General features: G+C 72.7%; 20 protein-coding genes. 13 read left to right on the top strand and 7 right to left on the bottom strand.

Translation table 11 applies throughout. The features are described 5' to 3' along the window. Positions 1 to 8 precede the first annotated feature (8 nt). The 10 genes from ACIQRL_RS01580 to lgt all read left to right on the top strand — a co-directional run bounded on the left by ACIQRL_RS01580 (position 9) and on the right by lgt (position 9,592). Complete coding sequence (locus tag ACIQRL_RS01580) at positions 9 to 1,496, top strand: anthranilate synthase component I (RefSeq protein ID WP_401325555.1); 1,488 nt, start codon at positions 9 to 11, stop codon at positions 1,494 to 1,496. A gap of 366 nt (positions 1,497 to 1,862) precedes the next feature. Continuing rightward, positions 1,863 to 2,537: a TIGR02234 family membrane protein gene (locus tag ACIQRL_RS01575; protein ID WP_401325552.1), complete on the top strand. Its 675-nt coding sequence runs from the start codon at positions 1,863 to 1,865 to the stop codon at positions 2,535 to 2,537. A gap of 159 nt (positions 2,538 to 2,696) precedes the next feature. After that, positions 2,697 to 2,945 carry an HGxxPAAW family protein gene (locus ACIQRL_RS01570; protein WP_355855977.1) on the top strand — a complete coding sequence of 83 codons (249 nt, stop codon included), beginning with the start codon at positions 2,697 to 2,699 and terminating at the stop codon, positions 2,943 to 2,945. Between the two features lie 93 nt (positions 2,946 to 3,038). After that, entirely contained in the window at positions 3,039 to 3,491 is a 453-nt protein-coding gene (locus ACIQRL_RS01565; RefSeq protein WP_401325549.1) for a DUF2752 domain-containing protein, read from the top strand. 166 nt (positions 3,492 to 3,657) lie between these two features. After that, positions 3,658 to 4,467, top strand: coding sequence for an indole-3-glycerol phosphate synthase TrpC (gene trpC, locus ACIQRL_RS01560; RefSeq protein WP_401325548.1), 810 nt, complete (start codon positions 3,658 to 3,660; stop codon positions 4,465 to 4,467). A gap of 304 nt (positions 4,468 to 4,771) precedes the next feature. Then, positions 4,772 to 4,981: a tryptophan biosynthesis modulator TrpM gene (trpM, locus tag ACIQRL_RS01555; RefSeq protein ID WP_401325545.1), complete on the top strand. Its 210-nt coding sequence runs from the start codon at positions 4,772 to 4,774 to the stop codon at positions 4,979 to 4,981. Positions 4,982 to 5,342: 361 nt separating this feature from the next. Then, positions 5,343 to 6,635 carry a tryptophan synthase subunit beta gene (gene trpB, locus ACIQRL_RS01550; RefSeq protein ID WP_401325543.1) on the top strand — a complete coding sequence of 431 codons (1,293 nt, stop codon included), beginning with the start codon at positions 5,343 to 5,345 and terminating at the stop codon, positions 6,633 to 6,635. Next, positions 6,632 to 7,447 (top strand): tryptophan synthase subunit alpha, encoded by an 816-nt coding sequence (gene trpA / locus ACIQRL_RS01545; protein ID WP_401325540.1) that lies wholly within the window; start codon positions 6,632 to 6,634, stop codon positions 7,445 to 7,447. The genes trpB and trpA overlap by 4 nt, the downstream gene beginning before the upstream one ends. Before the next feature lie 127 nt (positions 7,448 to 7,574). After that, complete coding sequence (locus ACIQRL_RS01540; protein ID WP_401325538.1) at positions 7,575 to 8,351, top strand: DsbA family protein; 777 nt, start codon at positions 7,575 to 7,577, stop codon at positions 8,349 to 8,351. Between the two features lie 119 nt (positions 8,352 to 8,470). Further along, positions 8,471 to 9,592, top strand: a complete 1,122-nt coding sequence (gene lgt, locus ACIQRL_RS01535; protein WP_401325536.1) for a prolipoprotein diacylglyceryl transferase — start codon at positions 8,471 to 8,473, stop codon at positions 9,590 to 9,592. Positions 9,593 to 9,712: 120 nt separating this feature from the next. Here the strand turns inward: lgt and ACIQRL_RS01530 are convergent, their stop codons facing one another. The 7 genes from ACIQRL_RS01530 to ACIQRL_RS01500 form a co-directional block, all read right to left on the bottom strand. Next, positions 9,713 to 10,552, bottom strand: coding sequence for an HpcH/HpaI aldolase/citrate lyase family protein (locus ACIQRL_RS01530; protein WP_401325533.1), 840 nt, complete (start codon positions 10,550 to 10,552; stop codon positions 9,713 to 9,715). After that, entirely contained in the window at positions 10,549 to 11,751 is a 1,203-nt protein-coding gene (locus ACIQRL_RS01525; RefSeq protein ID WP_401325531.1) for a CaiB/BaiF CoA transferase family protein, read from the bottom strand. The genes ACIQRL_RS01530 and ACIQRL_RS01525 overlap by 4 nt, the downstream gene beginning before the upstream one ends. After that, on the bottom strand, positions 11,748 to 12,641 hold the full coding sequence (gene rbsK / locus ACIQRL_RS01520; RefSeq protein WP_401325528.1) for a ribokinase: 894 nt from the start codon (positions 12,639 to 12,641) through the stop codon (positions 11,748 to 11,750). The genes ACIQRL_RS01525 and rbsK overlap by 4 nt, the downstream gene beginning before the upstream one ends. After that, complete coding sequence (locus ACIQRL_RS01515; RefSeq protein ID WP_401325522.1) at positions 12,638 to 14,002, bottom strand: ADP-ribosylglycohydrolase family protein; 1,365 nt, start codon at positions 14,000 to 14,002, stop codon at positions 12,638 to 12,640. Before ACIQRL_RS01515 ends, rbsK begins: the two co-directional genes overlap by 4 nt. Continuing rightward, positions 13,990 to 15,159 carry an ADP-ribosylglycohydrolase family protein gene (locus tag ACIQRL_RS01510; RefSeq protein ID WP_401325521.1) on the bottom strand — a complete coding sequence of 390 codons (1,170 nt, stop codon included), beginning with the start codon at positions 15,157 to 15,159 and terminating at the stop codon, positions 13,990 to 13,992. Before ACIQRL_RS01510 ends, ACIQRL_RS01515 begins: the two co-directional genes overlap by 13 nt. Before the next feature lie 7 nt (positions 15,160 to 15,166). Further along, positions 15,167 to 16,426 carry an ADP-ribosylglycohydrolase family protein gene (locus tag ACIQRL_RS01505; protein ID WP_401327995.1) on the bottom strand — a complete coding sequence of 420 codons (1,260 nt, stop codon included), beginning with the start codon at positions 16,424 to 16,426 and terminating at the stop codon, positions 15,167 to 15,169. Positions 16,427 to 17,007: 581 nt separating this feature from the next. Beyond that, positions 17,008 to 18,120, bottom strand: a complete 1,113-nt coding sequence (locus ACIQRL_RS01500; protein WP_401325519.1) for an ADP-ribosylglycohydrolase family protein — start codon at positions 18,118 to 18,120, stop codon at positions 17,008 to 17,010. A 272-nt stretch (positions 18,121 to 18,392) separates the two neighbouring features. On the opposite strand from ACIQRL_RS01500, the gene ACIQRL_RS01495 reads away from it, so the two are divergent. The 3 genes from ACIQRL_RS01495 (at position 18,393) to ACIQRL_RS01485 (ending at position 25,592) form a co-directional block, all read left to right on the top strand. Next, complete coding sequence (locus tag ACIQRL_RS01495; protein WP_401325516.1) at positions 18,393 to 19,124, top strand: VIT1/CCC1 transporter family protein; 732 nt, start codon at positions 18,393 to 18,395, stop codon at positions 19,122 to 19,124. Positions 19,125 to 19,543: 419 nt separating this feature from the next. Beyond that, complete coding sequence (gene gltB / locus ACIQRL_RS01490; protein ID WP_401325513.1) at positions 19,544 to 24,139, top strand: glutamate synthase large subunit; 4,596 nt, start codon at positions 19,544 to 19,546, stop codon at positions 24,137 to 24,139. Next, positions 24,132 to 25,592 (top strand): glutamate synthase subunit beta, encoded by a 1,461-nt coding sequence (locus ACIQRL_RS01485; RefSeq protein WP_401325511.1) that lies wholly within the window; start codon positions 24,132 to 24,134, stop codon positions 25,590 to 25,592. The genes gltB and ACIQRL_RS01485 overlap by 8 nt, the downstream gene beginning before the upstream one ends. Positions 25,593 to 25,607: the final 15 nt, after the last annotated feature.

Genomic DNA, 25,607 nt, shown 5'->3' with positions numbered 1-25,607 from the left:
CAGCCGCCATGGACCTCGAGACGTTCCGCAAGCTGGCCACCGACCGCCGCGTCATTCCCGTCAGCCGCAAACTGCTCGCGGACGGCGACACGCCGGTCGCGCTCTACCGCAAGCTGGCCGCCGAGCGCCCCGGCACGTTCCTGCTCGAATCCGCCGAGAACGGCCGCACCTCCCTGTCCTGGTCGCGCTACTCCTTCGTGGGCGTCCGCTCCGCCGCGACCCTCACCGAGCGGGACGGACAGGCGCACTGGCTCGGCACCCCGCCCGTCGGTGTCCCCGTGGAGGGCGATCCCCTCGCGGCCCTGCGCGCCACCATCGAGGCGCTGCACACCCCGCAGGGCGAGGGACTGCCCCCGTTCACCGGCGGCATGGTCGGCTATCTCGGCTACGACATCGTGCGCCGCCTGGAGAAGATCGGCCCCGGCGAGCGCGACGACCTGAAGCTGCCCGAGCTGACCATGCTGCTCACCAGCGACCTGGCCGTCCTGGACCACTGGGACGGCTCGGTCCAGCTCATCGCCAACGCGATCAACCACAACGACCTGGACACCGGAGTCGACGAGGCCTACGCGGACGCCGTCGCCCGTCTGGACGCCATGGAGGCCGACCTCTCGCGCGCGGTGTCCCAGCCGCCCGCCGCGCTCCCGCCCTCCGAACTCCCCGAGTACACCGCGCTCTGGGGCGGCCCCGACTTCCAGGTCGCCGTCGAGGACATCAAGGAGCGCATCCGGGCCGGCGAGGCCTTCCAGGTCGTCCCTTCCCAGCGCTTCGAAACGCCGTGCACCGCCAGCGCGTTGGACGTCTACCGGGTCCTGCGGGCGACCAACCCGTCGCCGTACATGTACCTGTTCCGCTTCGACGGCTTCGACGTCGTCGGCTCCTCCCCGGAGGCCCTGGTCAAGGTCGAGGGAGGGCAGGCGATGGTGCATCCCATCGCGGGCACCCGGCCGCGCGGCGCGACCGTCCAGGACGACCAGGCCCTCGCCGACGAGCTGATCGCCGACCCCAAGGAGCGCGCCGAGCACCTCATGCTCGTCGACCTCGGGCGCAACGACCTGGGACGGGTCTGCGAGCCCGGCTCCGTCGAGGTCGTCGACTTCATGTCCATCGAGCGGTACTCGCACGTGATGCACATCGTCTCCACGGTGACCGGCAGGGTCGCCGCGGGCCGTACGGCCTTCGACGTGCTCACCGCCTGCTTCCCCGCCGGCACCCTCTCCGGCGCGCCCAAGCCGCGCGCGATGCAGATCATCGACGAACTGGAGCCGTCCCGGCGCGGGTTGTACGGCGGCTGCGTCGGCTACCTCGACTTCGCCGGCGACTCCGACACCGCCATCGCCATCCGTACGGCCCTGCTGCGGGACGGCACGGCGTACGTCCAGGCCGGCGCCGGCATCGTCGCCGACTCGGTCCCGGCCTTGGAGGACGACGAGTGCCGCAACAAGGCGGCGGCGGTCCTGCGCGCCGTCCACACGGCGAACCGGCTCGGGCAGTAGCGCGAGGAGCGGACTCCGGCCCGGGCGCGCCCGTGCCGGACCGGAGCCGGGCAGCTGGGCGGCGAACCGGCCGGCGCAGTCGGGTGACGAACCGGCTCGGGCGGCCGGGCGGTGGACCGGCCGGCGCGGCCCGGTGGCGAAACGGCAGGTGCGGCCGGGTGGCGGACCGGCCGGCGCGGCCCGGTGGCGAAACGGCAGGTGCGGCCGGGTGGCGGACCGGCTCGGGCGGCCGGGCGAGGGGCAGTTGGCGTACCGCCCGACCGTGCCCGGGGCCGTACGACCGCGGGCGAAACGCAGCTAATGGCCGGTCAATAGGACGAGGCTCACGTAACCCCGGATGCGGGTTCGCCCGGGGTTCAGGCGATAGTGGGGTCTGTGACTGCTGTACCTCACCCCCGATCCGAAGCCGCGGGACCCGCCCGGTCCGGCCGCCGCAGCCTCGCCGTGACCCTGCTGAGCGGCGCGCTCGGCGCGGCCGTGGCCCTGCTGTCCACCCGGCAGAGCTGGGCAGAGGGGACCGCGACCGTGGCCGGTGGCGCCTTCCCCCTCACCGCCAAGGGCAGCGACGTCACGGGTGTGCCCGCGGCGCTCGCGATAGTCGGCCTCGCCGCGCTCGTCGCCGTCTTCGCCGTCCGCCGCTCCGGCCGCCTCCTGGTCTCCGCTCTGCTCGCGCTCTCCGGCGCGGGCACGATCGTCGCCGCCGTCCTCGGCGCAGGCGACAGCTCCGCCCTCGACGAGCGGGCCGCCGCCGCCTCCGGCGACACCGCCGCCACCGCCGCCGGGATCGACCACACCCTCTGGCCGTACGTGGCCGCGGCGGGCGGCGTGCTCATCCTGCTCGCCGGGCTGCTCGCCCTGCGCTACGGACGGCTGTGGCCCGGCATGTCCGGCCGCTACGAGCGGGACGGCAGGCCCCGGCCCCGCAAGGTCAAGCCGGTCGACCCGGACCGCCCCGAGGACCTCTGGAAGGCACTCGACCGCGGCGAGGACCCCACCGGTCCCGACCCCGACCCCACCGGTCCCGACCCCGTCGGGACCTAGGCCCCGGCAAGGACCCGGTCCTTGGGCCCGGGTCCTTCGTCCCGACTCGGCCGGAACGACGCGCGAGCGGCCACCCCCCGCACACGGCGGGTCCGCGCGTACGGGACAATGGACGTGAGCGTCCGACTCACACACGCATACAGCAACGAGGAGCAAGTCATGGCGGGCAGCAGCCACGGTCACACCCCGGCCGCCTGGACCGGTGTCATCATCGCCTTCATCGGTTTCTGCATCGCGGGTGCCTACATGGTGATGGCCGAACCGCTGGGCTTCTGGGCCGGCATGGTCGTCGTCGTCCTCGGCGGTGTCGTGGGCATGGTCATGCGGAGCATGGGTCTCGGCCAGCCGAAGACCTCCGAGGCGCACCCCGCGAACACCGCGCGCTCGACCGTGAGCGCCGACGCCTGACCCACTGAGGCTTCACGGAAGGCGGCCCCGGCACACCCGCCGGGGCCGCCTTCCGCGTACGCGGGCGAGCGCCCGCCCCGCGCGCGAGGCAGAATGCGTCGGGTGAACGCCGAAATCCAGAGGGTGACGCGGAGCGGGCCGGGCGCCGGTGACCTGGTGCGGCGGCTCGCCGTTCCCGGCGCGACGCTCGCGGCCGTCGCCGGGGCCTTCGCGTACGTCGGGGCTGTCGACCCCAACCAGCCCGGCCACTACCCCGTCTGTCCGCTGCTGCGCCTCACGGGCGTGTACTGCCCCGGCTGCGGCGGGCTGCGCAGCGCGCACGCCTTCGTGCACGGAGACCTCGCCGCGGCGCTCACGGACAACGCGCTCGCCGTCGGCGGCTACCTGGCCTTCGCCGTGCTGTGGGCCGTATGGGTGATCCGCGCGGTGCGCGGACGGCCCGTGCGGCTCGATCTCGGACCGGTGCACCTGTGGAGCCTGGGCGCGTTGGTGCTGGTCTTCACCGTTGTCCGGAACCTGCCGTCCGGTGGCTGGCTGCATCCTTGATCAAATGACAAATGTCCAGGTAATGGGACCGGCGTCAACCGGATGCGAGGGCTACGCCTTCCTCCGGATACCATCGCAGTGACCCGACTTTTCCGTCAGGGACGGTGAACCCGGGTCGGCTGCTCGACCGCTTCAACCGTCCACCGCAGGGAAGGGGGCCGCTCGCGTGAGTGTGCTCGACGAGATCATCGACGGAGTCCGTGCCGACCTCGCGGAGCGGCAGGCGCGCGTCAGCCTCGACGAGCTCAAGGAGCGCGCGGCGAAGGCTCCGGCGGCCAAGGACGGCGTGGCCGCCCTGCGCGGCGACGGCGTCAAGGTCATCTGCGAGGTCAAGCGGTCCAGCCCCTCCAAGGGCGCGCTCGCCGCGATCGCCGACCCGGCGGCCCTGGCCGCCGACTACGAGGCGGGCGGCGCGGCCGTCATCTCCGTCCTCACCGAACAGCGCCGCTTCGGCGGTTCGCTCGCCGACCTGGAGGCCGTCCGCGCCCGGGTGGACATCCCGGTGCTGCGCAAGGACTTCATCGTCACGTCGTACCAGCTCTGGGAGGCCCGCGCGTACGGCGCCGACCTGGCGCTGCTGATCGTCGCGGCGCTCGAACAGCCCGCCCTGGAGTCCCTCATCGAGCGTGCCGAGTCCATCGGGCTCACGCCGATCGTCGAGGTGCACGACGAGGACGAGGTCGAGCGCGCGGTGGACGCCGGCGCGAAGATCATCGGTGTCAACGCGCGCGACCTCAAGACGCTGAAGGTCGACCGTACGACCTTCGAGCGGGTCGCCCCCGAGATCCCCGACAGCATCGTCAAGATCGCCGAGTCCGGTGTCCGCGGCCCGCACGACCTCATCGCGTACGCCAACGCGGGCGCCGACGCGGTCCTGGTCGGCGAGTCCCTCGTCACCGGCCGCGACCCGAAGACCGCGGTCTCCGACCTGGTCGCGGCGGGCGCCCACCCGGCCCTGCGGCACGGACGGGACTGACCTGCCGGTGTCCGCCCCGACCTCCGCCGCCGCCGTACCCCGTCCGGGCCACCGCCCCGACGGCGTAGCGGCGCGCGCGGGGTCGGCCGTACCCCGTCCGGCCGAACAGGCTCCGGCTGTGCCAGGTCCTGCCGTACCGGCTTCGGGCCCCACGGCTCCGGCCGTACCGGTTCCGGGAAGTCCGGTCCCGTCGCCGCGTGCCGGATCGCCCGTGGTGAGGGTGGACGGCCGGCACGCGTGCCCGCCCGTCGCGTCCGGTACGCACCTGTCCCCTCCCGGGGGCCCGCACGCCGGGCACCCCTGTGTGCCGCCCGGCGCAGTGCTCCCGGCGCCCTCGGCGGCACGTGACCCCTACGCCCGCCTCGCCCGCGGCTGCAGGCCGCGCGGCTGCCGGGCGCCCGCACGCCGTGTGCACGGGCGCCGGGTCCGTTACGTCATCGGCGACGAGCCGGGTCAGGTCAACGGCATGCGATGGCCCGAGCGCGTACGCGCGCTCACGCCCTCCCCGGCCTAGTCCCCCCTCGCGGGCGGACCGGGCCGATCCACCGCCCGCGTGGAGCCGAGTCCCCCGCAAGCGTGGATCGGTCCGGGTCCACCGCACGCGTGGACCGAGCCGGCTCCACCCGTGCGGGGACCGATCCGGTTCCGCCCATGCGGGAACGAGCCGGCTCCACCCTGTACAGGGACCGAGCCGATTCCGGCACACCCCGGTCCTCGCGACGGCGCGTCCGTCGCGTCGGCAGGGGTGGACCCGCGGTGAGGGCGGGCGGTGTCACCGACGGGCTCGTCGGTGACCGCGGAGCGCGGGTGCGTCCGGCTTCCGTGACCCCTGTCCGATCCCGTAACCGGGGCTGTCGCCCCTGCGAGGTATCCGCATGCCCAGCGAGTTCTTCATTCCCGACCCCGACGGTCAAGTCCCCAGCACCGAAGGCTACTTCGGCGCGTTCGGCGGCAAGTTCATCCCCGAGGCGCTGGTCGCCGCCGTGGACGAGGTCGCCGTCGAGTACGACAAGGCGAAGGCGGACCCCGAGTTCGCCCGCGAGCTCGACGACCTGCTCGTCCACTACACCGGACGCCCGAGCTCCCTCACCGAGGTGCCGCGCTTCGCCGAACACGCCGGTGGCGCAAGGATCTTCCTCAAGCGCGAGGACCTCAACCACACCGGCTCGCACAAGATCAACAACGTGCTCGGCCAGGCCCTGCTCACCCGGCGCATGGGCAAGACCCGTGTCATCGCGGAGACCGGCGCCGGCCAGCACGGCGTCGCCACGGCCACCGCCTGCGCGCTCTTCGGCCTCGAATGCACCATCTACATGGGCGAGATCGACACCCAGCGCCAGGCACTGAACGTGGCCCGGATGCGCATGCTCGGCGCCGAGGTCATCGCCGTGAAGTCCGGCTCCCGCACCCTCAAGGACGCCATCAACGAGGCCTTCCGCGACTGGGTCGCCAACGTCGACCACACCCACTACCTCTTCGGGACCGTCGCGGGCCCGCACCCCTTCCCCGCCATGGTCCGCGACTTCCACCGCGTCATCGGAGTGGAGGCCCGCCGGCAGATCCTGGAGCGCGCCGGACGGCTGCCCGACGCCGCCGTCGCCTGCGTCGGCGGCGGTTCGAACGCGATCGGCCTCTTCCACGCCTTCATCCCCGACAGCGGCGTGCGCCTGATCGGCTGCGAGCCCGGCGGGCACGGGCTGGAGACCGGCGAGCACGCGGCGACCCTGACCGCCGGCGAGCCCGGCATCCTGCACGGATCACGCTCGTACGTCCTCCAGGACGAGGAGGGCCAGATCACCGAGCCCTACTCGATCTCGGCCGGACTCGACTACCCGGGCATCGGCCCCGAGCACTCCTACCTCAAGGACAGCGGCCGCGCCGAGTACCGCGCGGTCACCGACGACGCGGCGATGCAGGCCCTGCGGCTGCTCTCCCGCACCGAGGGCATCATCCCGGCGATCGAGAGCGCCCACGCGCTCGCCGGGGCCCTGGAGGTCGGCAGGGAACTGGGCGAGGACGGGCTGATCGTCGTCAACCTGTCCGGGCGCGGCGACAAGGACATGGACACGGCCGCCCGCTACTTCGGCCTCTACGACAACGGCGTCGACGCCGTCGTCGCCGCGGACGCCGACAGCGAGAACGCCGAGATCGAGGGGGACGTCAAGTGAGCGGCAACATCCGGCTGTTGAGCGACACCCTCGCCGCGGCGAGGACGGAGGGGCGGTCCGCCCTCATCGCGTACCTGCCGGCCGGGTTCCCGACCGTCGACGGCGGTATCGCGGCGATCAAGGCCGTCTTCGAGGGCGGTGCCGATGTCGTCGAGGTCGGGCTGCCGCACAGCGACCCGGTCCTCGACGGCCCCGTCATCCAGACCGCCGACGACATCGCCCTGCGCGGCGGCGTCAAGATCGCGGACGTGATGCGGACCGTCCGGGAGGCCTTCGCGGCCACCGGAAAGCCCGTCCTCGTGATGACGTACTGGAACCCGGTCGACCGCTACGGCGTCGAGCGCTTCACCGCCGAGCTCGCCGAGGCGGGCGGCGCGGGCTGCATCCTGCCCGACCTGCCCGTGCAGGAGTCGGCGCTGTGGAGGGAGCACGCGGAGAAGCACGGTCTCGCGACCGTCTTCGTCGTCGCGCCCAGCAGCAAGGACGCCCGGCTCGCCGAGATCACCGCGGCGGGCAGCGGCTTCGTGTACGCGGCCTCGCTGATGGGGGTCACCGGAACCCGGGAGTCGGTCGGGAACCAGGCCCAGGACCTGGTCGCGCGCACCAAGGCCACCACCGACCTGCCCGTGTGCGTCGGCCTCGGCGTCTCCAGCGCCGCGCAGGCCGCCGAGGTGGCCGGCTTCGCCGACGGCGTGATCGTCGGCTCGGCGTTCGTGAAGCGGATGCTGGACGCCCCTGACGAGGCGGCCGGCCTCGAAGCCGTACGGGCGCTCGCGGCCGACCTCGCGAAGGGCGTGCGCGGAACGGCGTAACGCCACCACGTGGATCAGCGCGTACGTCACCACGCGGATCCGCGCGTAACGGACAATCCGCTCACTCGAACGAGTGGACCTTGGACCGGGGAGGCGCGCTGCGCCTCCCCGGTTCGTTCTGCCGGATGTGAGCGAGAAGAACCGTGACGGAAAGCGCAACGCCCGCGAGCGGCTGGCGGTCGAGCGAGAGAAGCAGAAGGCCGGGGAGAAGCGCCGGCGCGCGCTGATCGTGGGGGCGTCGGTGGTCTGCGTCCTCGGTCTGGCCGCCGTGATCGGCGTGGTGGCCGCCAACGCAGGCAAGGACAAGAAGAGCGGCGCCTCGGGCCCGGTCGTGTCGCCCTCGGGCGCCACCGGCAAGGACAGTCTCGCGATCCCCGTCGGCAAGGACAGCGCCAAGTCGACCCTCACGGTGTGGGAGGACTTCCGCTGCCCGGCCTGCCAGGCCTTCGAGACGGCCTACCGCCCGACGATCCACGAGCTGACCGACTCCGGGCAGATGAGGGTCGAGTACCACCTCGTCACGCTGATCGACGGGAACCTGGGCGGCAGCGGCTCCCTCAAGGCCGCCAACGCCGCCGCGTGCGCGCAGGACGCCGGGAAGTTCCGCGACTACCACGACGTGCTGTACGAGAACCAGCCCAAGGAGACCGACGACGCCTTCGCCGACAACGCCAAGCTCATCGAGCTCGCCGGCAAGGTCGACGGTCTGGACACCCCGGCCTTCCGCGGCTGTGTCAACGGCGGCACCCACGACTCATGGGTGCACAAGTCGAACACCGCGTTCCAGAACAACGGCTTCACGGGCACCCCGACCGTGCTCCTGGGCGGCAAGAACATCTACGCGGACCAGACGATGACCCCGGCCAAGCTCAAGCAGATGGTGGAGGCGGCCAACAAGGGCTGAGCCGTCCGCACACCCCGGCGCCCCCCGCCTGTTCGCAGGCCGGGGGCGCCGCACGTTATGGACCCGTTGCGGGGCTGCCCGCCGTCGGTGGCGTCCGGCACGGTAGCGTCGACCTTGCCATGGAACTTGCCTACATTCCCAGCCCGTCGCACGGTGTGCTGCACCTCGGCCCCATTCCGCTGCGCGGCTACGCGTTCTGCATCATCATCGGCGTCTTCGTAGCCGTCTGGCTCGGCAACAAGCGCTGGATCGCCCGAGGAGGGCGGACCGGCACGGTGGCCGACATCGCGGTCTGGGCCGTGCCCTTCGGCCTCGTCGGCGGCCGGCTCTACCACGTGATCACGGACTACGAGCTGTATTTCAGCGAGGGCCGTGACTGGGTGGACGCCTTCAAGGTCTGGCAGGGCGGGCTCGGCATCTGGGGCGCCATCGCCCTCGGTGGGCTGGGCGCCTGGATCGGGTGCCGCCGCCGGGGTATCCCGCTGCCCGCCTGGGCCGACGCCCTCGCGCCGGGCATCGCCTTCGCGCAGGCGATCGGGCGCTGGGGCAACTGGTTCAACCAGGAGCTGTACGGCAGGGCCACGGACCTTCCGTGGGCGCTGCACATCACGTCCTCCACGGACGGGCGCGTTCCCGGTTACTACCACCCGACGTTCCTGTACGAATCCCTGTGGTGCGTCGGCGTCGGATTCCTGGTCATCTGGGCCGACCGCCGCTTCAAGCTCGGTCACGGGCGTGCCTTCGCCCTGTACGTCGCCGCCTACTGCGTCGGCCGGGGCTGGATCGAGTACATGCGTGTCGACGACGCCCACCACATCCTGGGCCTGCGTCTCAACGACTGGACCGCGCTGGTGGTCTTCCTCCTCGCGGTGCTCTATTTCGTGCTCTCGGCCCGGCTGCGTCCGGGGCGTGAGGAGATCGTGGAGCCGCACGCCGACGAGGACTCGCCGGCCGAGGACGAGGCGACCGCAGCCACCGAGGACGAGGACGCGGCCGAGGACAAGGCCGGCGACCAGGACAACGGCGGGGACAGGAGCGAGGGCGGGGAGGCTGCCGACGCCGGGACCGAGGACGACTCCGTCGACCTCGACAAGCCGGCCGTCGCCGAGTCCGCCCAGTCCGCCGAGTCCCCGGAGTCCGCCGGATCCGCGTCCGGTACGGGATCGGAGTCGGAGGACGACGCCGAGCCCGACGCGGAGTCCGTGTCGCGGGACGAGGCCGGGTCGGCCAAGAAGGGCTGAGTACTTCTCGTACGCAGAGGGGGGCGCCGCGTCCAGGACGCGGCGCCCCCTTCGTTTTGTCCCGGCCGTGTGCCGTCCCGGGCCGTTTCCGGAGGAGACCGTCCCTCAGGTCGCCCCGTCTCAGGCCAGGCGCTGGGCGAGGGCGAGGGTGCGGCGGGCGCCCGTGACCACCGCCGCGTCGACGAAGCGGCCGTCCGGCAGGGCCTGGGCGCCCGGGTCGGAGGCGGCCGCCCGGATGACGGCCTCGGCGGAGTCGACCTCGGCCGGGGTGGGGAGGTAGGCCCGCTCGATGATCGGGAGCTGGCGGGGGTGGATGGCCGCGCGCCCGAGGAAGCCGAGGGCGCGGCCGTGCGCGCAGGACGAGGCCAGGCCCTCCACATCGCGGATGTCGGGAAAGACCGACTGGACCGGCGGGGGCAGTCCGGCCGCTCGGGCGGCCACGATCAGGCGGGCCCGGGACCAGTCGAGGCCCGCTTCGTCGCGGACGCCGAGATCGGCCCGTAGATCACTCTCGCCGAGCGCGATACCGCGCAGAGCACGATGGGACGAGGCGATGGAGAAGGCCTGCTCCACGCCCAGAGCCGTCTCCAGCAGGGCGTAGAGCGGGATCGCGTCGCCCTCCGCGGGGGTCGCGCTCTCCGCCACCCGTACGACGTCTGAGCGCGAGGTCACCTTGGGCAGCCGCAGACCGGACAGGCCGCGCAGCGGCGAGAGCGTCTTCAGATCGGTGTCGGCGAAGGGGCCGTCGAGAGCGTTGACCCGGACGTGGACCGGGACGGGCGGCGCTTCGGCGAGCAGGTCGGCGGTGGCGGAGCGCGCGTACTCCTTGCGGTGCGGTGCGACCGCGTCCTCCAGGTCGACGAGGACGACGTCCGCACCGGAGCGCAGGGCCTTGGCCACCACCTCGGGACGGTCACCCGGCGCGTACAGCCAGGTGAGGGGCAGGAGGTCCGCGGTCACAGCGCGCCCTCCGCTCTCAGCGCCTCGATCTCGGGTCCCGTCAGGCCGAGCTCGGTGAGCACCGCGTCGGTGTCCGCGCCGTGCGGCCGACCCGCCCAGTGGATCGCGCCGGGCGTGGCGGAGAGCCGGAAGAGGACGTTCTGCATGCGCAGCGGGCCCAGTTCGGGGTCGTCGACGGTGGTGACGGTGTCCAGGGCCTGGTACTGCGGGTCGGTCATGACGTCCCGGACGTCCTGGACGGGGGCGATCGCCGCCTCCGCCTTCTCGAAGGCGGCGAGGACCTCGTCCCGGGTGCGGTCGGCGATCCACGCGCCCACCGCACCGTCCAGGACGTCGGCGTGCAGTGCCCGGTCCGCGCCGGTCGCGAACCACGGCTCGTCGATCACGTCCGGGCGGTCCACCAGCCGCATCACCCGCTCGGCGATCGACTGCGCGGAGGTCGAGACCGCGACCCAGGAACCGTCCGCCGTGCGGTAGGTGTTGCGGGGGGCGTTGTTCGCCGAGCGGTTGCCGGTGCGGGGCTGGACATGGCCCAACTGGTCGTACCAGATCGGCTGCGGGCCGAGGACGGTCAGGATCGGCTCGATGATCGCCATGTCGATCACCTGGCCCTCGCCGGTGCGGTCGCGCGCGGTCAGCGCGGTCAGCACGGCGTACGCCGTCGCCAGTCCGGCGATCGAGTCGGCCAGGCCGAACGGCGGGAGGACCGGCGGTGCGTCCGGTTCGCCGGTGATCGCCGCGAAACCGCTCATCGCCTCCGCGAGGGTGCCGAAGCCGGGGCGGTGCGCGTACGGGCCGAACTGGCCGAAGGCGGTGACCCGGGCGAGCACCAGACGGGGGTTGGCCGCGGACAGTTCCTCCCAGCCCAGGTCCCACTTCTCCAGGGTGCCCGGACGGAAGTTCTCGATGATCACGTCGGCGCCGGCGGCGAGCCGGAGCAGGGTCGCGCGGCCGCCGCGCTTCGACAGGTCGAGCGTGATCGTGCGCTTGTTGCGGCCGAGGAGCTTCCACCACAGGCCGATACCGTCCTTCGAGGGGCCGTGTCCCCGGGACGGGTCCGGCTGGGCGGGGTGCTCGACCTTGACGACCTCCGCGCCGAAGTCGCCGAGCATGGTGGCGGCGAGCGGCCCCGCGAACAGGGTCGCGAGGTCGAGGACGCGCAGGCCGTGCAGGGGGCCGTCCTCGGTGTGGCCGGTCATGCGCCGGCCTGGGTGTCGATCTCGGAGCGGTACGGCATCGAGGACGACGCCCCGGGCCGCTGCACCGACATCGAGGCCGCCGCCGACGCCCACACCATGGCCTCCGACATCTCCCGGCCCTCGGCGAGGGCCACCGCGAGGGTGCCGACGAACGTGTCGCCCGCGCCGGTGGAGTCGACGGCGGTCACTTTGGGAGCGGGCACCGTGATGGGTTCGGCGCCCCGGGCCGCGTACAGGCTGCCCTCGGCGCCCAGCGTCACGACGACCTCGGGGACCTGTTCGAGGAGCGCGGCGGCGGCTCCGCGCGGGTCGGTGAAACCGGTGAGTGCGGCGGCCTCGTGCTGGTTGGGCACCAACAGGTCGATGGTGGAGAGCAGTTGGGGCGACAGGAACTGCGCGGGGGCCGGGGTCAGGATCGTCCGGACGCCGTGCCGGCGGGCGGCCTCCGCTCCGGCGAGCACGGCCTCCAGCGGGATTTCGAGCTGGAGGAGAAGCGCGTCGGCGCTGGCGATGAGGCCCTCGTCGCCGGGGGCGAGGGCGATGACGGTGCCGTTGGCGGCGGGGATGACGACGATCGCGTTGCCGCCCTCGTCGTCCACCACGATGTGCGCGGTGCCCGACGGGCCCTCGGTGGTGCGCAGATGGTCGGTGTTCACGCCGAAGTGCTCCAGCGTGGAACGGAGTTGGCTGCCGAAGGAGTCGGCGCCGACCGCGCCGACGAGGGAGACGTCGGCGCCCGCGTGCGCGGCGGCCACCGCCTGGTTCGCGCCCTTGCCGCCGGGGACCGTGCGGAACTCCCGTCCGGTCACGGTCTCTCCGCGCTGCGGGGCTTTGGCGACATACGCGACGAGGTCCATGTTCGTGCTGCCGAGCACGACGATATGCGTCATGGGCGAACGGTCTCCCGTTGTGTGAGGTGGGCGAGGGCGTCGAACCCGATGCCGTTGAAGTCGGCGACGGAGGTGGCGAGCCGGTTCTTGAGAGGGGCCGTCCAGCGGTCGGACAGTTTGCCGGGGTCGCCCGTGAGCAGACCGGCGATGCTTCCGGCCGTCGCCCCGTTCGAGTCGGTGTCCAGACCGCCGGACACCGCCCGGCAGACGGAGCCGCCGAAGTCGCCGTCGGCGTGGGTGAGGGCGGCGGCGATCAGCGCGGTGTTGGGCACGGCGTGGACCCAGTGACAGCCGCGGTGGGTGGCGTGCAGTTCGTCGACGACCGTGTCGAAGTCCGGTGTCGTACGGGCGAGCCGGACGGCGTGGCGGACCGCTCGGGCCAGCCGGGAGCCGGGCGGTACGACGCGCAGTCCGGCGCGCAGGCAGTCGTGGACGTCACGTGTCGCGGTGGCCGCCTCGGCGATGGCGGCGGCCGTGAACATGGCCGCGTAGACGCCGTTGGCCGTGTGGGTGAGGACGGCGTCGCGGTACGCCTGTTCCGCCGCCCGCGCCGGGTCGCCCGGGTTGGTCCAGCCGTGCACGTCCGCGCGGATCAGGGCGCCGATCCACTCGCGGAACGGGTTGTGCCGGCGTGCGGTGTCCGGCGGTTCGATGCCGCTGAGGAGGTTGCGGTAGGCGACGCGCTCCGCGGTGAAGGTGCGGCCGGCGGGGAGTTCGTCCAGCCAGAGGCGGGCCACGTCCGCGGTGGTGAAGTCCCGGCCGTGGCGCTGGAGCAACAGCAGGTTCAGGAGCGGGTAGTTGAGGTCGTCGTCCTCCGGCATGCCGTCGATGTTCTCGGCCAGGGAGGTGGTGGCGGAGCGCCGGTTCCAGGGGTGGGCGTCCAGGAGTTCGCGGGGTACGCCCCGCTCGGTGAACCAGCCGCGCAGGGGCCAGTTGCCGGAGGCTCTGGCCAGTGCCCGGATCGCGTCGAGGGGGAGCTTCTCCACGGGTTTGCCCAGCAGACAGCCCACGGCCCGGCCGAGCCAGGCCGCTTCCAGACGGGTCCGGTCGGGAGCGGGCACGGGCGCGTACCGCGGGGGCGGCCAGGCGGGGCACTGGGCCTTGATCAGTGCCAGATCCGTGGGTTCGTCGTCCGCCAGCCTGCCCGGCAGGGCGGCGAGTTCGTCGAGGAGTTCGGTCGCGAGGCGGCGCAGGGACGGTGAGGCCGGGGTCGCCGAGGCGCCCGCGCGCAGCGGGGCGGGCCGGCCGCCCGCCGCGTGCCAGCGGGCGGCGACGCGGGCCGGCTCGCGGCCGTCCTGGACGGCCTGGTGGAGTTCGTGGCCGAGGAGGTCCTCGGGCTGGACCCAGGTCAGTCGGAGCACGGTGTTCCCGCCAGCGCGGCGTACGCCGCCTCGTGGGCCCGGCGGCGGTGGACGTCACGGCCGAAGATCTCCCGGGTCACCTCGGCGAGCGTACGCGCCGGGGCGTCCAGGTCGAGGCGGCTGGACTCGGCCACCGTCTTGGCCCAGTCGTGGGGGACCTCGCCGCCCAGCGCGCCGGCGATGGCGCCCGCCATGGTGGCGATGGAGTCGCAGTCGCGGCCGTAGTTGACCGAGCCGAGGACCGCGTGCCGGAAGTCGCCGCCCGCCACCAGCAACATACCGAGCGCCACGGGGAGTTCCTCGATGGAGTGGAGCCGGGAGGGACGGCGGGCGCCGAGCGAGGGGGAGCGGTAGTCGGCTCCGACCGTGTCGTACGGGGCCACCGCCCGGCGCAGCGGGACGAGCGCCGACTCGAAGTCCGTGTGCCGCGCGGCGACTTCGCAGACCGCCTCGACGGCGGCGCGGGTGCCGTCCTCGGCCAGCGACAGACACGCGGCGACCACCGAGTCGGGGGTCGCTCCGGGTGAGCAGGCCGCCGCCACCGCCGCCGCGAAGACGCCCGCGGCCTCGCGCCCGTACGAGGACTGGTGGGCGCCCGCGATGTCCAGCGCCTCGGCGTACGCGCCCGCCGGGTTCGCCGCGTTGACCAGGCCGACCGGGGCCATGTACATCGCGGCACCGCAGTTGACGATGTTGCCGGTCCCGGCCTCCCGGGGGTCCACATGGCCGTAGTGGAGGCGGGCGACCAGCCACTTCTCGGCGAGGAAGATGCGCTGGAGGGGGAGGGCCTCGGCCTCCAGTTCCGGGATCCAGCGGGGGGTGGTCATCAGGTCGGGGACCAGGTGCTCGGCGACGGCGTAGGCGTCGAGGTGGTCGCGGACGGTGGCGTACACCCGGACCAGGGCGTGGGTCATCAGGGTGTCGTCGGTGACGTGTCCGTCGCCCTTGTGGTACGGGGCGACGGGGCGGGCGGTGGGCCAGTCGGCGCCGTTCCAGGGGCCGACGACGCCGTGCACGCGGCCGCCGTGGCGTTCGGCGATCTGCTCGGGGGAGTACCCCTCGACGGGACCGCCGAGGGCGTCACCGACGGCGGCTCCGACGAGGGCTCCGCTGATCCGTTCGTCGAGGGTTCCCGTTCCTTCTCCTTTGGGCGTCATGCCCGAATCATCCCTCCGGGGCGGCCAGTTCCGGGGAATCGAGCGGGTCGGCGAGTCCTGTGGCCTCCAGGAGTTCGGCGAGCCCGATGAGATCCGTCCCGGTCAGCCGGGGCAGCGCGCAGCCGGACAGGGTGCGGCAGGCGTCGCGCCACGAGGCGGGGATCGCGGCGGCGCCGCCGAGCGCCCCGGTGAGCGCCCCGGCCAGGGCGGGGGCCGAGTCGGCGACGCGGGACAGGCAGGCGGCGGACGGTACGGCCTCGGCGATCCGGCCGCGCGCGGCCAGCGCCAGGGCGAGGGCGACGGGGACGGTCTCGGCGGCCGCGATGCCGTAGCTGTACACGTGGTCGACGATCTGGTGTTCCAGCAGCGGCACCAGGGCGAAGGCGCTCTCGCTGCCCCGGGCCAGCGCGAGGGCGTGCCGGGCGTTGCGGCCGATCTCCGTCGTGGCGGGCAGTTCGGCGAGGGCCGCCGCCACGCAGGTGTCGACGCCGTGCCCGGCGAGGGCCAGCGCCACCGCCGCGGCCATCGCGCGGGCGCCGTGCACCCCGTCGCCGTCCTGGGTGTAGCGGGCGTCGAACTCGGCCAGTTCCGCGGCGAGTCGGGGGTCTCCCGGGTGTGCCGCGGCGAGGACGCAGGCCCGTACGCAGGCCGCGTCGTCGAAGTAGTGCGGGTTGTCGTGGCCGGTGGCGGGCGGGCGCAGGCCGGTGGCGAGGTTGCCGAGTCCGGCGCGTACGGAGATCCGGGCGCGCAGCGGGAGCAGGGCGGACTCGACCTCGGGGGCGCGGTCCGCCGCGGCGGCGACCTCGCTGGCCACGGCGTTCCAGGACAGGTCGATGGACGCGCGCATCCTGCGGTCCAGGCTCAGATCGCCGAGCGCCTTGGTCTCCCCGGCCCGCAGTACGGCCTCCGCGGCGAACGCCGCCCACTCGGCGTCGTCCGAGGGGCCGAGCCGCAGTGGCTCCGGCGGCTGGTTCAGCGCGATCGGCACGGGCAGCGTCGTCGTGGCGTTCTGCTCCGCGAAGGTGTCGAGCTCGCGGGTCAGCCGCCGGGTCCACTCGGGCATCCGCGCGGCCCGGTGCCGGGCGGCGGGCCACCCCGCGGCATCCCCCGCGGCCAGTCCGAGCAGCAGCCCCTCGATGCGACGGGGGCCCGCCGCCACGGGCGCCTCAGCCCGGGAGACCCCCCGCTCCCGGGCCGCCCGCCCGCCCGCCGTGGGTCCGGCCCCCGCGGCGAGCCGAACCGGCTCGGCGGCCCGGCCGACCGTCACCGGGTCCACGCGTCCGGCGAGGGCCACCGGCCGCGGGCCCTCGGTGAGTGCCACAGGCCCGGCTCCCTCGGCGAGCGGTGCAGGGGCCGTCGCGGCGGCGCGTGCCGTGGGCTGTGTCCCTCCGGCGGGCGCGGCCTGTCGGGCGCCCGCGGCGGGCGACGGCCGTTCCGCCTCCGCGGTGAGTCCCGCCGGCTCGGCCCGTTCGGCGGCCGCCACCGGGCCTCCGCGTCCGGAGAGCGTCGTCCGCCGCGTGCCCGCGGCGAGCTCTACCCGCTCCGCTCGCGCGGCGTGGTGCACCGACCCGGCCTCCGCGGTGAACGCTCCCGGCTCGGCCCCTGCCGGGAGTGCCACCGGGTCGGGCTTCTCGGCGGGCGCCGCCGGTTCCGCCGCTGCCGCGGGTGCCGCCGTCCCCGGATGCCCCGTGACTGCGGCATGTACGGGTGGCGGGGTGCGGGGTGCGTGGGCGCCCCGGGGCGGTTCGTCCGTCTCCGCCGGGGTGGGCGGCGGCGGTTCGGGGGGTGTCGCCGAGGCGGCGCCCTCGCCGGTTCGTTCGCCGGGCTCGTCGCCGGCCAGGCCGGGGCTCACCGGCGTGCCCCGGCGTCATCGGACGGCGCCTCGAACGCGTACGCGTCCGGGGGCGGAGCCGCGTGCGGCTCGGGGGCGGGCGGTACGCGCTCCCCGGCGCCCCACTTCTCCCCGTTCTCCGGGGTCAGGAGTTCCGCGACGTCAAGGATGTGGTGGCCCTCCATCGAGGGGAGGCAGCTGCCGCGGGCCGGTCCGATGGCCGCCGCCCACTCGGCGGGGATCGAGGACATGCCCCGCGTCGCGCCCGCCAGCGCTCCGGCCACCGCGGCCGTCGTATCGGCGTCGCGCCCCATGTTCACCGCGGTGAGCACCGACTCGGCGAACTCCCCGTCCGCCGCCGCGTACGCCCCGAAGGCGAGGGCCACGGCCTCGGGCGCCAGGTCGGTCCACGGGTAGCCGCCGATCACCACCGCGGACCGCACCGCCCGTTCGCCGCGGTGGGCCACCGCGACCGCGCGGCGCAGCGAGCGGGCCGTCCACGAGTCGTCCGGGACGACGGCCAGGGCGGAGGCCACGACCGCGATGGTGGGGGCGCCCGCCATCGCGGCGGCGACCCCCGCCGCGACCGCCTGGCCGCCGTAGATGCCCTCGCCCTCGTGGCTCACCGAGCCGTCGATCGCCACCAGCCGGGCCGCCTCGGCGGGCCGGCCGGCGGCGAAGACGCCGAAGGGCGCCGCGCGCATGGCGAGACCGTCGCTCCAGGCGTGCCGGTGCTGGGCGGAGATGGGAGCCGCGAGCCCCCTGCGGAGGTTCTCCAGTGTTCCTCGCTCACTGAATCCGGCCCCGCGGAACGGCCCCTCGTCACGGTCCGCGATCCACTGGTGCCAGGCCGATTCGACATGGGCGACGGTCAGCGCCGAGCCGTGCCGGGCCAGCAGCAGCCCCGAGAAGATCGCGTACTCGGTGTCGTCGGTCCCGGCCGGATGCTCGGCGACGTACCCGGTGATCCGGCCCCACCTGGCGCGGATCTCCGACGGCTTCATGTTCTCGGCGGGTGCGCCCAGCGCGTCCCCGACGGCGAGCCCGAGCAGTGCGCCGCGGGCCCGGTCGCGGAGACCGGCGGCGTTCCCGGGCGCCGGTGCCGAGGGAATGCAGGCGATGGAAGCCATACGTGCCTCTCCTCTCAGGGCCACCGCGGGTGCGCGGAATGCGGCGCGCGGAACCCTTTGCGGATCTGTCCCACCTTGGCGGTTGACAAGAGCCTTACGGGCCCCACTGTCACCCGGTCGACATATGTGCATGACATGCCACGGATGAGCGTCGAACGACAAAACCGCAGGTTAGCCCAGCCTTTCCTTGCTGGCGGCGGGGAATGTGGAGGCGTACTTTCGTAGTTGTCGAAAAGTGGAAACAGTCCAATCACGCACTCCGGGGGACCCGCATGGCCATCATCGAGACCGAGGCGACGCTGCACGCGGCGCACCGCGACAACCACACCCACCGTGATGTCAACGGCGGATGGCTGCGCCCGGCCGTGTTCGGCGCGATGGACGGCCTGGTCTCCAACCTCGCCCTGATGACCGGCGTCGCCGGAGGATCCGTCTCCCAGCAGACGATCGTCATCACCGGACTCGCGGGCCTCGCGGCCGGTGCCTTCTCGATGGCCGCCGGCGAGTACACCTCCGTCGCCTCGCAGCGCGAGCTCGTCGAGGCGGAACTCGCTGTCGAGCGCCGCGAGCTGCGCAAGCACCCCAAGGACGAGGAGCGCGAACTGGCCGCCCTCTACGAGTCCCGCGGCGTCGAGCCCGAGCTGGCCCGGGAGGTCGCCCGGCAGCTCTCCCGCGATCCCGAGCAGGCCCTGGAGATCCACGCGCGCGAGGAACTCGGCATAGACCCCGGCGACCTGCCCTCCCCGGCCGTCGCCGCCGTGTCCAGCTTCGGCTCGTTCGCGCTCGGCGCGCTGCTCCCCGTACTGCCGTATCTGCTGGGCGCGACCGTACTGTGGCCGGCGCTGCTGCTCGCGACGCTCGGGCTCTTCGCGTGCGGTGCCGTCGTGGCCAGGGTGACCGCGCGGTCCTGGTGGTTCAGCGGGCTGCGGCAGCTCGCTCTCGGTGGTGCCGCGGCGGGTGTGACGTACGCCCTGGGCAGTCTGTTCGGTGCGGCCGTAGGATGAACCCTCGATCACCTATGCAAGGGACTGCATAAGTAGTCGTTACCCGGCGGTTTCGATTCCTTAACCACTGGGCATGAGCCGTAAGCGCCGCAGGCAATGACGCCTGCTCCGCTTTTCTCGCGGCGGATCACGATCTCCGCCGCGAACCGGGCCGACGGTCATTGATCTGTCCGCTTAGGCCCCGCTTAGGTCCCACTTGGGTTCCCGTACCTTCCACCGCCGAGCGCGGTACCCCGCCGCGACCCCGTGGTGTCCGCATGTTGGAACGCGGTATCCGGTTCCCGAGAATCGCTCCATCATGTAACCTGCACGAAATTTTGCACCAACAGAGGGCCAACGTCGTCCCTCGGCAGCTGTCTCCCCCCTGAGCCGCAAGGGCCTGGGAGGGACCCCCCGCCCCGACGACGACGGGAGAGCCGATGCGTACGCCGCGCCAGCCGTCCCAGCACTCCACGAACGACCAGAAGTGGTCCTTCATGGATGCTCGCCCTGCTGCGCAGGGTATGTACGACCCCCGCAACGAGCACGACGCCTGTGGCGTCGGCTTCGTGGCCACCCTCACCGGCGAGGCGAGCCACGCGCTGGTCGAGCAGGCGCTCACCGTTCTGCGCAACCTGGAACACCGCGGTGCCACCGGCTCCGAGCCCGACTCGGGCGACGGCGCGGGCATCCTGTCCCAGGTCCCGGACGCCTTCTTCCGCGAGGTGGCCGGATTCGAACTTCCCGCAGCCGGCGCGTACGCGGTGGGCATCGCCTTCCTCCCCGAGGACGGCACGGCCGACGCCGTCTCACGCATCGAGACGATCGCCGCCGAAGAGGGCCTCACCGTCCTCGGCTGGCGCGAGGTCCCGGTCGCCCCCGAGCTCCTCGGCGCCACCGCCCGCTCGACGATGCCGGCCTTCCGCCAGATCTTCGTGAGCGACGGCGCCAGCCAGGGCATCGACCTCGACCGCACCGCGTTCGTGCTGCGCAAGCGCGCCGAGCGCGAGGCCGGCGTCTACTTCCCCTCGCTGTCCGCGCGGACCATCGTCTACAAGGGCATGCTGACCACCGGCCAGCTCGAACCCTTCTTCCCGGACCTGTCCGACCGCCGCTTCGCCTCCGCGATCGCGCTCGTGCACTCCCGGTTCTCCACCAACACCTTCCCGAGCTGGCCGCTCGCCCACCCGTACCGCTTCGTCGCGCACAACGGCGAGATCAACACGGTCAAGGGCAACCGCAACTGGATGGTCGCCCGCGAGTCCCAGCTCGCCTCCGACCTGTTCGGCGACAACGACAAGCTGCAGCGGATCTTCCCCGTCTGCACCCCGGACGCCTCCGACTCGGCCTCCTTCGACGAGGTGCTCGAACTCCTGCACCTCGGCGGCCGCTCGCTCCCGCACTCCGTGCTGATGATGATCCCGGAGGCGTGGGAGAACCACGCCTCCATGGACCCGGCCCGGCGCGCCTTCTACCAGTTCCACGCCACGATGATGGAGCCCTGGGACGGCCCGGCCTGCGTCACCTTCACCGACGGCACCCAGGTCGGCGCGGTCCTCGACCGCAACGGTCTGCGCCCCGGCCGCTACTGGGTCACCGACGAGGGCCTCGTCGTCCTCGGCTCCGAGGTCGGCGTCCTCGACATCGACCCCGCAAAGGTCGTCCGCAAGGGCCGCCTCCAGCCCGGCAAGATGTTCCTCGTCGACACCGTCGAGCACCGCATCATCGAGGACGACGAGATCAAGGCCGGCCTCGCCGCCGAGAAGCCCTACGCGGAGTGGCTGGAAGCCGGCGAGATCGAGCTCTCCGACCTGCCCGAGCGCGAGCACATCGTGCACACCCACGCCTCGGTCACCCGCCGCCAGCAGACCTTCGGTTACACCGAGGAAGAGCTGCGGATCATCGTCGCGCCGATGGCCAAGGCCGCCGCCGAGCCGATCGGTTCGATGGGCACCGACTCGCCGATCGCCGCGCTCTCGCAGCGCCCGCGTCTGCTGTTCGACTACTTCACCCAGCTCTTCGCCCAGGTCACCAACCCGCCGCTGGACGCGATCCGCGAGGAACTGGTCACCTCCCTGCGCTCCTCCCTCGGCCCGGCGAGCAACCTGCTGGAGCCGACGGCCGTCTCCTGTCGCAGCGTCACCCTGCCCTTCCCGGTGATCGACAACGACGAGCTGGCCAAGCTCATCCACATCAACGCCGACGGCGACATGCCCGGCATGAAGGCCGCGACGCTGTCCGGCCTGTACCGGGTCTCCGGCGGCGGCGACTCCCTCGCCGCCCGCATCGAGGAGATCTGCACCGAGGCCGACGCCGCCATCGAGAACGGCGCCCGGCTGATCGTCCTGTCGGACCGCCACTCCGACGCCGAGCACGCGCCGATCCCCTCGCTGCTGCTCACCGCGGCCGTCCACCACCACCTCATCCGCACCAAGCAGCGCACCCAGGTGGGTCTGCTGGTCGAGGCCGGAGACGTCCGCGAGGTCCACCACGTCGCCCTGCTCATCGGCTTCGGCGCCGCGGCCGTCAACCCGTACCTCGCGATGGAGTCCGTCGAGGACCTGGTCCGCGCCGGCACCTTCCTCCAGGGCATCGAGCCCGAGCAGGCCATCCGCAACCTGATCTACGCGCTCGGCAAGGGCGTCCTGAAGGTCATGTCCAAGATGGGTATCTCGACCGTCGCCTCCTACCGCGGCGCCCAGGTCTTCGAGGCCGTCGGCCTGGAGAAGGCCTTCGTCGAGAAGTACTTCAACGGCACGGCCAGCAAGATCGGCGGCGCCGGCCTCGACGTCGTCGCCAAGGAGGTCGCCGCCCGGCACGCCAAGGCCTACCCGGCCTCCGGCATCGCGCCCGCGCACCGCGCCCTGGACATAGGCGGCGAGTACCAGTGGCGCCGCGAGGGCGAGCCCCACCTGTTCGACCCGGAGACGGTCTTCCGCCTCCAGCACTCGACGCGCTCCGGCAGCTACGAGATCTTCAAGAAGTACACCGGCCGCGTGAACGAGCAGTCCGAGCGCCTGATGACGCTGCGCGGCCTGTTCGGCTTCACCTCGGACCGCACCCCGATCTCCCTCGACGAGGTCGAGCCGGTCTCCGAGATCGTCAAGCGCTTCTCGACCGGCGCCATGTCGTACGGCTCCATCTCCAAGGAGGCGCACGAGACCCTCGCCATCGCCATGAACCAGTTGGGCGGCAAGTCCAACACCGGTGAGGGCGGCGAGGACGCGGACCGGCTGTACGACCCGGCCCGCCGCTCGTCGATCAAGCAGGTCGCCTCCGGCCGTTTCGGCGTCACGTCCGAGTACCTCGTCAACGCCGACGACATCCAGATCAAGATGGCGCAGGGCGCCAAGCCCGGCGAGGGCGGCCAGCTGCCCGGCCACAAGGTCTACCCGTGGGTGGCCAAGACCCGTCACTCCACCCCGGGTGTCGGTCTCATCTCCCCGCCGCCGCACCACGACATCTACTCCATCGAGGACCTGGCTCAGCTGATCCACGACCTCAAGAACGCCAACCCGAAGGCCCGCATCCACGTGAAGCTGGTCTCCGAGGTCGGCGTCGGCACGGTCGCCGCCGGTGTCTCCAAGGCCCACGCGGACGTCGTCCTGATCTCCGGCCACGACGGCGGCACGGGCGCCTCCCCGCTCACCTCCCTCAAGCACGCGGGCGGCCCCTGGGAGCTCGGTCTCGCCGAGACCCAGCAGACCCTGCTGCTCAACGGCCTGCGCGACCGCATCGTCGTCCAGACCGACGGTCAGCTCAAGACCGGCCGCGACGTCGTCATCGCCGCGCTGCTCGGCGCCGAGGAGTTCGGTTTCGCGACCGCTCCGCTCGTCGTCTCCGGCTGCGTCATGATGCGCGTCTGCCACCTCGACACCTGCCCGGTCGGCATCGCCACCCAGAACCCGGTGCTGCGCGAGCGGTTCGCCGGCAAGGCCGAGTACATCGTGAACTTCTTCAAGTTCATCGCCGAAGAGGTCCGCGAGATCCTCGCCGAACTGGGCTTCCGCACCATCGAAGAGGCCGTCGGTCACGCCGAGAACCTCGACGTGGAGCGCGCCATCACGCACTGGAAGGCGCAGGGCCTTGACCTGTCCCCGCTCTTCTACGTGCCCGAACTGCCCGAGGGCGCGTCGCTGCACCAGGTCATCGAGCAGGACCACGGCCTGGAGAAGGCGCTCGACAACGAGCTGATCAAGCTCGCCGCCGACGCGCTGGCCGCGGACTCCGCGACCGACGCCCAGCCGGTCCGCGCCCAGGTGGCGATCCGCAACATCAACCGCACGGTCGGCACCATGCTCGGCCACGAGGTGACGAAGAAGTTCGGCGGCGCGGGCCTGCCCGACGACACCATCGACATCACCTTCACGGGCTCCGCCGGCCAGTCCTTCGGCGCCTTCCTGCCCCGCGGCATCACGCTGCGCCTGGAGGGCGACGCCAACGACTACGTCGGCAAGGGCCTCTCCGGCGGCCGGGTGATCGTCCGTCCCGACCGGGGCGCCGACCACCTCGCCGAGTACTCGACCATCGCGGGCAACACCATCGCGTACGGCGCCACGGGCGGCGAGCTCTTCCTGCGCGGCCGCACCGGCGAGCGCTTCTGCGTCCGCAACTCCGGCGCGACGGTGGTCTCCGAGGGCGTGGGCGACCACGGCTGCGAGTACATGACCGGCGGTCGCGCGGTCGTCCTCGGCGAGACGGGCCGCAACTTCGCGGCCGGCATGTCCGGCGGTGTCGCCTACGTGATCGACCTCGACCGCGACAACGTGAACGTCGGTAACGCGGACGCCGTCGAGGAACTCGACGACACCGACAAGCAGTGGCTGCACGACGTCGTGCGCCGGCACGCCGAGGAGACCGCCTCGACGGTCGCCGAGAAGCTGCTCGCCGAGTGGCCCGCGGCCGTGGCCCGCTTCAGCAAGATCATTCCCAGCACCTACAAGGCAGTGCTCGCCGCCAAGGACGCCGCCGAGCGAGCCGGACTCGACGAGTCCGAGATCACCGAGAAGATGATGGAGGCGGCGACCAATGGCTGATCCCAAGGGCTTTCTGAACCACGGCCGTGAGGTCGCCAGGTCCCGGCCGGTCGAGGAGCGGCTCAAGGACTGGAACGAGGTCTACGTTCCGGGCTCGCTGCTCCCGATCATCTCCCAGCAGGCCTCGCGCTGCATGGACTGCGGCATCCCGTTCTGCCACAACGGCTGTCCGCTGGGCAACCTGATCCCCGAGTGGAACGACTACGCGTACCGCGAGGACTGGCAGGCCGCCTCCGAGCGCCTGCACGCCACGAACAACTTCCCGGAGTTCACGGGCCGGCTGTGCCCCGCCCCGTGCGAGTCGGCGTGTGTGCTCGGCATCAACCAGCCCGCCGTGACCATCAAGAACGTCGAGGTCTCGATCATCGACAAGGCGTGGGACACGGGCGACGTCGCCCCGCAGATCCCCGAGCGCCTGTCGGGCAAGACCGTCGCGGTCATCGGTTCCGGTCCCGCCGGTCTCGCCGCCGCACAGCAGCTCACCCGTGCCGGTCACACGGTCGCGGTGTACGAGCGCGCCGACCGCGTCGGCGGCCTGCTGCGCTACGGCATCCCCGAGTTCAAGATGGAGAAGCGGCACATCAACCGCCGCATCGAGCAGATGCGCGCGGAGGGCACCCGCTTCCGCACGGGCATCGAGATCGGCCGCGACCTCAAGGCGACGGACCTGCGCAAGCGGTACGACGCCGTGGTCATCGCCGCCGGCGCGACGACCGCCCGTGACCTGCCCGTCCCCGGGCGGGAGCTGACCGGCATCCACCAGGCCATGGAGTACCTGCCGCTGGCCAACAAGGTGCAGGAGGGCGACTTCGTGGCGCCCCCGATCACCGCCGAGGGCAAGCACGTCGTGGTCATCGGCGGCGGCGACACGGGCGCGGACTGCGTGGGCACCGCCCACCGCCAGGGCGCGGCCTCGGTCACCCAGCTGGAGATCATGCCGCGGCCGGGCGAGGAGCGGAACCCGGGCCAGCCCTGGCCGACGTTCCCGATGCTCTACAAGGTCACCTCCGCGCACGAGGAGGGCGGTGAGCGGGTCTACTCCGTCAACACCACCCACTTCGAGGGCGACGAGGACGGCAACGTCCAGTGGCTGCACCTGGTCGAGGTAGAGTTCACCGGCGGCAAGCTGAACCAGAAGCCGGGCACGGAGCGCAAGATCCCCGCCCAGCTGGTGACGCTGGCGATGGGCTTCACCGGCACGGACGTCGAGAACGGCGTGGTCTCCCAGTTCGGCCTGGAGCTCGACGAGCGCGGCAACATCGCCCGCGACGCCGGCTTCGCGACCAACGTTCCCGGTGTGTACGTCGCCGGTGACGCGGGCCGCGGCCAGTCCCTCATCGTCTGGGCCATCGCGGAGGGCCGCTCGGCCGCCCGTGGTGTCGACCGCTTCCTCACCGGAGCGAGCGACCTGCCGGCCCCGATCCGTCCGACGGACCGCTCGCTGATGGTCTGACCCCTGAACGCGTGA

This window comes from Streptomyces sp. NPDC091209 (genome assembly GCF_044757755.1).
GTDB lineage: Bacteria > Actinomycetota > Actinomycetes > Streptomycetales > Streptomycetaceae > Streptomyces.
Note: the sequence above shows the minus strand (reverse complement) of the source record. Positions and strands in the feature narration are given on the sequence as shown.